Raw genomic sequence first — 6790 nt, forward strand, 5'->3', positions numbered from 1 at the left:
TGAAGACCGCGGTCCGACGGGCTTGGTAGCGGCCGGCCTGCTCGGCGGAAGCGGCCGCCGGGTCAGCCACCGAGTCCTTCAGCACGACCACGTAGCCCGAGCGTGGCGGTTGGGCCGCCGAGGCGACGGGAGCTGTAACGACGAAGCCGGCCGCGACGATGATCGCGCTCAGCACTGCGGAAAGACGGCGCACCAGACTCAACTCCCCGGCTGTGGGATTGTGGCCCGAACGCGCTCCCCGCTTCGCAGCCCGGGCGGCCCAAGTCAACCACACAATGGAACGAGCGTGATCCCTCGTCCGTCCGGGGTCTCGTCCGGGTTACGGCGTCGCGGGGTGGTGGACTGTGAGGGCGAGGATGGCCACGTCGTCGCTGCGAGGGCTCGGACCCACCTGAGCGCTCAGGATGTGGTCGACCAGACCGTCAGGATCGTTCGTGGGTGCCGTTTGGACCGCTTGGCGGAGCTCGGTGAGCCCGCGGTCGATCTCGTGGTGGCGGTCTTCGATGAGCCCGTCGGTGTACATCACCAGACTGCACCCGGTGGGGAGAAGGAGTGTCACGTCACGGTATTCGGCGCGTCGAGTGCCCAGGGGCGGTCCCGGTTTCGGCCGCAGAAACTCGGCGCGGTCGCCGGTGCGCAGGACGGGCGGTGGGTGACCGGCGAGTACGGCGGTGGCGGTGTGGTCGGCGAGCTGAAGTTCGAGGTAGCAGCAGGTCGCCATGGCATGAGGTTCGTAGCGCAGAAGGTGCTCATTGGCTCGGCGCATGACGTCGGCGGGGTGGTATCCGTCGGCGGCGTAGGCGCGTAGCGCGCTGCGCAGTTGACCCATCGTGGCCGCGGCCTGGGGACTGTGGCCCGCCACGTCGCCGATCACGATAGCGGCCCGGCCGGTCTCGATGTGGATGACGTCGTACCAGTCACCGCCGACCTCGGCACCCTCGGTCCAGGGCAGGTAGCGCACGGCGTGCCGAGCACCGGGCAGGGCCGGCAGAGCGGCCGGCAGCAGCGCCCGCTGAAGATCCGCGGCGATGGACAGGTGGGCGCGGTGGAGCAGGGCCCGTTGTAATGCCTGGGCGGCAAGCCGGCTGAAGGTCACCAGGTTTGCGCGTTCGGCGTCGTCGAACTGGCGGGGCTGCTGGTAGCCGATCACCAGGGTGCCGAGGATCTGCCCCGCGGTGGCAAGCGGCAGGAAGGCCCAGGACTTCCGGCCGCCACCAGAGATCCTCGAGTCCGGGTCGGGCTGAGCCGCGGCGAATTCCTCCGGTGAGCAGAGGTATCGCGGCTGACCGGTGACCGCGACACCGGTGGCCGGGTATGGATGTGACATCGGCACCTCGCGCAGTTGCGCCACGACGTCATCTTCGTATCCGGCGTGGTAGCGCAGCAGCAGCTGCCGGTTCCGCTCGCTCAGCAACACGGCCAAACCGTGACCGCCGGCGGACGGCCGCAGCACAGTGCCCAGCGCGAGGTACACCTCGTCCGGGGTGGTGGCGGCGACCAGTGCCGCGGTGACGACCTGCAACGCGGTGGTCCGGTCCGCCGCGGCCCGGGCCTGCGCGACGCTGCGCTGCAGTTCCCGCTGGTGGTCGACCTGTTCGGTGATGTCACGGTACGACACGGCGACGAACCGGCCGTCGATGCGGACGGCCTTGACTTCCCACACCTGCGCTGTTGCCGATGCGGTGACCTGCTCGTGCCAGGTGTCCCCGGTCTCGGCGACCGCGCGCAGGTGCCGAAACAGCCGGATGTCCCCTGCGCCTGACGGCTGCTCGACGATGCCCCGTCCGATCAGATCCTCAGCCGTGCGGCCCGCGAGTTTGGCGCCGAACTGGTTTACGTACTCGCGGGTGAAGTCGATGATCGCGCCGGCATCGTCACGGACCGCCCGCAGCAGCACGAACCCATCGAAGGCCGCATCGAGGGCATCGTAGAGCCGCGTCCCGCCGTCGGTCAGCGAACCCATGGTCAGCTTGGTGAGGTCCACGAACCGGGCCACGAAACCGTCACCGAACGGCACCACCCGGATCTCGAAATGGCCCGAAACGGTCGGCCGGTCGTAATAGACCGTCCGTACCGTCGGCAACCGGTCCCGCACGACCTGCCGGTACAGCGTCAGGGTGCCATCCGTGACCGTCTCGGGCCACAATTCCCGATAGGTCCGGCCAACCAGTTCGCCTCGCGGCCGTCCCAGGAACCGGCAGCCGGCCTCGTTCAGGTAGGCGAGCGTGAAGTCGACAATACTGCCGCCCTCATCCCGCACCGCGGTCGCCAGTGCGCACCCATGCGGATCCGCCTCCAGGAGACCCAGCAGGTCCGCTGACGGCTGCGCGATTGGTCCGTTCCCACTCATCAGCGCTCCCTGCGACGCGTGCACCAGGGTAACGACGCGTGCACCAGGGTAACCGGGGAGCGCCTACTCCGACCGCATGGGTGTACGCCGCCATGCCGCGGGTACTTCGGAGCTCGCAGCGTCGCAACCGTCCCCTGCCGAGCGTGGCCGGTGCGGAAGCCGCAGGTACGCTCGGTTGCCAGCCCTCTAACGCGCCGGCGGCGAAACGGCCGGACCGCATCCATGACCGTAAGCCGAGCAAGCGAGATCCTCTCCCAGCCCCGGTTCGTGCACGCCGCCATGATCATCGAGTCGGATCAAACCTTGCGGACGGTGCTGGTCCCCGAGCTGCGACGATCACTGCAGGCGGGTGATCCGGTTTTCCTGGTGGTCAGCGAGCACACCGCTGCCGTGGTGCGCGATGACCTGGGCTCCGCCGGCACACGCCTGGAATGGGGCGATCGGGCGGTGTTCTACCAACGCCTGGGCTTGGCTTACGAGGCCTTCCGCCGCTATCTGGCCGACCAGCACGCTCAGGGCCGCCGTGTGCACGTCGTGGCGGAACCGCACATTCCCGATTATCTCGCCTCGGATGCTCCGGTGGATCGGGCCATGGCGTACTTGGAGTACGAGTCGGTCTGCAATGACACCTACGCACCGTACGGCTCATCGGTGACCTGCTTGTGGGACAGCCGCCGCTACGCCAGTCATGTCATCGACGGCGCGTGCAGCGTGCACAGCCACGAACTGACCGAGACCGGCAGAACGCTGAACCCCCGCTACGTCGCATCGGACGACTATCTCGCCGGCCGCACCGACGCACCGCTGCAAGCGCCGTCCGCGGCTGTCGAACAGGACCTCGAGCTGATCGAGGCGAAGCAGCTCGGCCTGCTGCGTGCCGCCCTCGGCTCGTGGATAGACCAGCACGGGTTCGACGCCCCGGCCGTCGAGGACATCGTTCTGGCGATCACTGAGGTCGCCACCAACGGCCTCACCCACGGCGCCGCACCGGTCCGCGTCCGCGGGTGGCAGGACGGCAGCACCTTGGTCGTCCAGGTGGATGACAGCGGCGGCCGTCCCGTGCCGCCGGACGCCGGCTACCGCCGCCCCGCCGCCGCGCACACGCCGGGCGGTCGTGGTTTGTGGCTGGCGCGCCAGCTCGCCGACACCGTCACCGCACGTACGCAGGCTGGACAGACGTCCGTGCGCCTGCACTTTCCTCGCGAGGTCACCAACCGCGAACCGCTGTGATGGCGGTGGCCGTGGCGCGCAACGGCCGGTCAGGTCTCAGGTGCGGCGAGCGGTGACGCGGGTGAAGCCCAGGTGGCGGCCGAGATCGGCCTTCAGCATCGCCACCTCCCGGGGTACGAGCCGGTTCGGGACCTCGCTGTCGGTCGTGTCCAGCACGGCCTCGCTCCAGTCCAGCCAATCGCGCCAGCCGTCCTCCAGGAAGTCGGCCCGCACGTCACCGACCACGCCGCTGCGGTTCCACAGTCGCTGCCACCAGGCGGGGGAGTGGAAGGCCCAGAACTCCGGCTCCCAGTACGGCGTGAGATGGGCGGGCAGCCCGTCGTCGAGCTCCGCGGCCAGTCCCGGCACCGCGATGCCGAGACGGCCGCCGGGAGCCAGGAAACGGCTCAGATAGGGAAGGTAGAGCTCGTCGGTGCCGAAGTAGTGGTAGGCGTCGACGCTGACGATGGCGTCGAAGTATCCCTCGGCGAAGGGCAGGTCGTGCGCCTCGGCCAGCAACGGCGTGATCGACCCGGCCTGCCCGGCGGCCTCGATCCGCTGCCAGTTCTCCGTGGGCTTGACCCACAGGTCGGCGGCGACGACCCGCACGTCGTACTCCTTGGCCAGGAAGATGGACGTGACGGCTCTGCCGCAACCCAGATCGAGCACGCGGGCGCCCGGCGCAAGGTCGAGGCCCGAGGTGAGCCACTCCATCAGCCAGATGGCGCTCGGGCCCATCCAGTTGTCGACAAGCCACTGCGGGTCGTAGCCGGCGCTTCTCGGGAACCGTGGCCGGGTCAGCCGCTGCGTCAGATCGTCGATCATCAGGGCAGGATCGCACCCCCGAGGTCCGCGCGATAACGAATTAACGCTGCCAGCACGTACGGCTCAGCTGATCGCTTCTCGCATACGCTGCTCGGCCGCGGCGCTGCGGATCACCATCAGGCGTAGTTCGAGCTCGTCGGACACGATCGCGGCCAGATGCTCCAGGGCGGTCAGCTGCCGTTTTGTCGTCTCGCGCGGCCGGTTGTCGATCACGTTGACCGTTCCCAGCCGGTAGCCGTCCTGGGTCCGGAACGGCGCTGCCGCGTAGAACCGCAGGCCGAGCTCGCCGCGAACGAGGGGGTGCTCGCGCGTCCGCGGGTCGTCGGCCGCATTGTTGACCACGTAGAGGTCGTCCTGGGCGATGGCCGACCCGCACAGACCGGGCTCCGGGCCGACCTCGCGGACGCCGGGCAGGCCGTGAGCGGCGATCAGCCAGATGCGATGCTGCTCGACCAGCGACACCGTCGCGATCGGAGTGTCGAAGATGGCGGCGGCGACGAACGCGATCCGTTCGTACGTGTCTTCGACTGGCTGATCCACCAGCTGATAGCGGCGCACGGCATCCAGCCGCGCCTGCTCCTCGGGGCCGTCCAGGTACTCATAGGTACCGCTGCATCTCATGGAGCCCTCCTGACCCAGCTGATCATTTCGGTGACATTGAGCTTAGTGAGCGCACATGGCGGCCGGACATGCCCGCGTCCTGTACTTTGCGGCGCGCGCGACTTCCACGCCGCAATGTCGCACACGGTGTCCGACGCACCCGGCGTGCACCCGCGCGCCGCCTGCCCCCAGGTCCAGATCAACCAGGGCTTGATCATGGCGATCACGCCCGCGCCGCGGACAGCGCCGGGGCCGCCTTCGGGGTGCGCATCAGCACGACCGCGAACGCGACCAGCCAGCCGCTCCACAGCACGTATCCGGCGAAGTTCGCCAGGTCGATGCCGGGCAGGTTCAGCGGCGACAGCACCCCGGCGAGGACCAGCACCGCGGACCCGGCGCCGAGAACGGTGAACCAGCGGCCGGCGATCGTCCGGCCGATCGCGGCGAGCACGAGCAGCGTCCAGGCGGCGGTGAGCAGGTAGCCGAAGGTCTCGCCGATGAGATTGCCGAGAATCTGGTGTGCGGTCTCGAACGAGTGGCGGCCGGCCGCGGCGATCGTGGGGTCGGAGCTGGCGGCGTCGGCGGCGTAGCCGGGAACCAGCAACGGCCAGCGGGACAGCCCGATCGCCTGCACGACGGCGGCGGCTACGCCGGCCAGGACCGCTGCGCGCATCACCCGGCTGGTCGACAGCCGTCCGACGGCGACCGCGATCGGCGCGAACAGGGCGGCCGAGACCGCCATGACGGTGAACCAGCCGGCGACGGCGTTCTGCGAGCCGCGGAACGCGGTGAGGATGTCGTCGGTGGGTTCCTTGAGGATGTCCGGGTAGTCGAAGATGCTGCCGAGCGCGGTGAACGCGACGTTGGTGAGCACGGCGGCGGTGATCAGCAATGCCGCGGTGAGTTTGCGGTTCATGACGGTGTCCTTTCGGGGTTCGGGTTGTTGGCGGCGATCCAGGCGACGAGCACGTTGTCGGGTTGATCGGCGAGATGGTCACGGGCGAGTGCGTCGACCCGTTCGTGGTCGCCGGCGAGATGCGCGGCGGCGATCGCGGTCAGCTGCCGGTCACGGGTGCTGGACGCCAGCGCCGTCGCCCGCGCCAGCAGGTCCGGCGCGGTCGGATCGAGGAGTGCGGCGGCGACGAGCAGAACCGGCTCGTCGCTGGTCGGAGCGCGAGCGGCGATGCGTGCCGCCGCGCCTTTGTCACCACCGATGAGCCGGCGGATGAGCAGGTCGGTGTCGGTCATGGGAGCAGCGTCGGCGCGGGCGCTGACACTTCGCTGACGCCGTGGGCCCGGCTGCGTCAGGTCTAGGGTCAGGGCGTGCTCACCGTTGCCGTTCTGGGTCCGGCCGAGGTGCGCCGTGACGGCGTCCGCCTGGCCGTCCCGGCGGGCCGGACGACCCAGCTTCTCGTCCGGCTCGCGCTCGACGCGGGACAGGTGATCCGCGCGGACCGGATCATCGACGACCTGTGGCCGGGTGAGACTGCGCGCAACACGCTGCAGGCCAAGGTGTCGAAGCTGCGCCGGGCACTCGGCGATCCGAGCTGCATCACCGGCAGCGGCGCCGGCTACGCCCTCGTGGTCGATCCCCGGTGCGTCGATGCGCTGGAGGTGCTGCGGATCGCCGGGACGCTGCCCGCGCTGCGCCGTGATCCGGGCACCGCCGCCCGCGTGTCCGCGGCGGCGCTGGAGATCTTCCGTGGTGACCTGCTGCCCGACGCCGGGGACGGTGCGTGGCTCGCCCCGCACCGGGCCCGGCTGGCCGAGGCCAGGCTGAGCCTGATCGAGGACCATCTCGCCGCT

8 protein-coding genes are annotated in these 6790 nt (G+C 69.8%); 2 read left to right on the top strand and 6 right to left on the bottom strand.

Annotated elements, in window-relative coordinates; all coding sequences use genetic code 11:
* Nucleotides 1–193 (bottom strand): hypothetical protein (locus tag AB0M20_RS20115; protein WP_364300190.1); only part of this gene is annotated, 193 nt, incomplete at its 3' end.
* A gap of 126 nt (nucleotides 194–319) precedes the next feature.
* On the bottom strand, nucleotides 320–2350 hold the full coding sequence (locus AB0M20_RS20120; protein ID WP_364300192.1) for a SpoIIE family protein phosphatase: 2031 nt from the start codon (nucleotides 2348–2350) through the stop codon (nucleotides 320–322).
* Nucleotides 2351–2629: 279 nt separating this feature from the next.
* Between AB0M20_RS20120 and AB0M20_RS20125 the strand changes: the two genes are divergently transcribed.
* On the top strand, nucleotides 2630–3580 hold the full coding sequence (locus tag AB0M20_RS20125; RefSeq protein WP_364300204.1) for a sensor histidine kinase: 951 nt from the start codon (nucleotides 2630–2632) through the stop codon (nucleotides 3578–3580).
* Nucleotides 3581–3616: 36 nt separating this feature from the next.
* Here the strand turns inward: AB0M20_RS20125 and AB0M20_RS20130 are convergent, their stop codons facing one another.
* The 4 genes from AB0M20_RS20130 to AB0M20_RS20145 all read right to left on the bottom strand — a co-directional run bounded on the left by AB0M20_RS20130 (nucleotide 3617) and on the right by AB0M20_RS20145 (nucleotide 6232).
* Nucleotides 3617–4384, bottom strand: coding sequence for a methyltransferase domain-containing protein (locus AB0M20_RS20130; protein ID WP_364300194.1), 768 nt, complete (start codon nucleotides 4382–4384; stop codon nucleotides 3617–3619).
* Nucleotides 4385–4447: 63 nt separating this feature from the next.
* Nucleotides 4448–5005 (bottom strand): GAF domain-containing protein, encoded by a 558-nt coding sequence (locus AB0M20_RS20135; protein ID WP_364300196.1) that lies wholly within the window; start codon nucleotides 5003–5005, stop codon nucleotides 4448–4450.
* A 202-nt stretch (nucleotides 5006–5207) separates the two neighbouring features.
* Nucleotides 5208–5900, bottom strand: coding sequence for a DUF4386 family protein (locus AB0M20_RS20140; RefSeq protein ID WP_364300198.1), 693 nt, complete (start codon nucleotides 5898–5900; stop codon nucleotides 5208–5210).
* Nucleotides 5897–6232 (bottom strand): hypothetical protein, encoded by a 336-nt coding sequence (locus tag AB0M20_RS20145; protein ID WP_364300200.1) that lies wholly within the window; start codon nucleotides 6230–6232, stop codon nucleotides 5897–5899. Before AB0M20_RS20145 ends, AB0M20_RS20140 begins: the two co-directional genes overlap by 4 nt.
* Before the next feature lie 75 nt (nucleotides 6233–6307).
* Between AB0M20_RS20145 and AB0M20_RS20150 the strand changes: the two genes are divergently transcribed.
* Nucleotides 6308–6790: winged helix-turn-helix domain-containing protein (locus AB0M20_RS20150; protein ID WP_364300202.1), on the top strand; the 483-nt coding region annotated here is incomplete at its 3' end.

Source organism: Actinoplanes sp. NPDC051633 (assembly GCF_040681735.1).
In the GTDB taxonomy this organism is placed as follows: Bacteria; Actinomycetota; Actinomycetes; order Mycobacteriales; family Micromonosporaceae; genus Actinoplanes.

Coding starts and splice junctions, on each gene's coding strand:
- AB0M20_RS20120 (WP_364300192.1), bottom strand. CDS start 2,350: ATGAGTGGGAACGGACCAATCGCGCAGCCGTCAGCGGACCTGCTGGGT.
- AB0M20_RS20125 (WP_364300204.1), top strand. CDS start 2,630: ATGATCATCGAGTCGGATCAAACCTTGCGGACGGTGCTGGTCCCCGAG.
- AB0M20_RS20130 (WP_364300194.1), bottom strand. CDS start 4,384: ATGATCGACGATCTGACGCAGCGGCTGACCCGGCCACGGTTCCCGAGA.
- AB0M20_RS20135 (WP_364300196.1), bottom strand. CDS start 5,005: ATGAGATGCAGCGGTACCTATGAGTACCTGGACGGCCCCGAGGAGCAG.
- AB0M20_RS20140 (WP_364300198.1), bottom strand. CDS start 5,900: ATGAACCGCAAACTCACCGCGGCATTGCTGATCACCGCCGCCGTGCTC.
- AB0M20_RS20145 (WP_364300200.1), bottom strand. CDS start 6,232: ATGACCGACACCGACCTGCTCATCCGCCGGCTCATCGGTGGTGACAAA.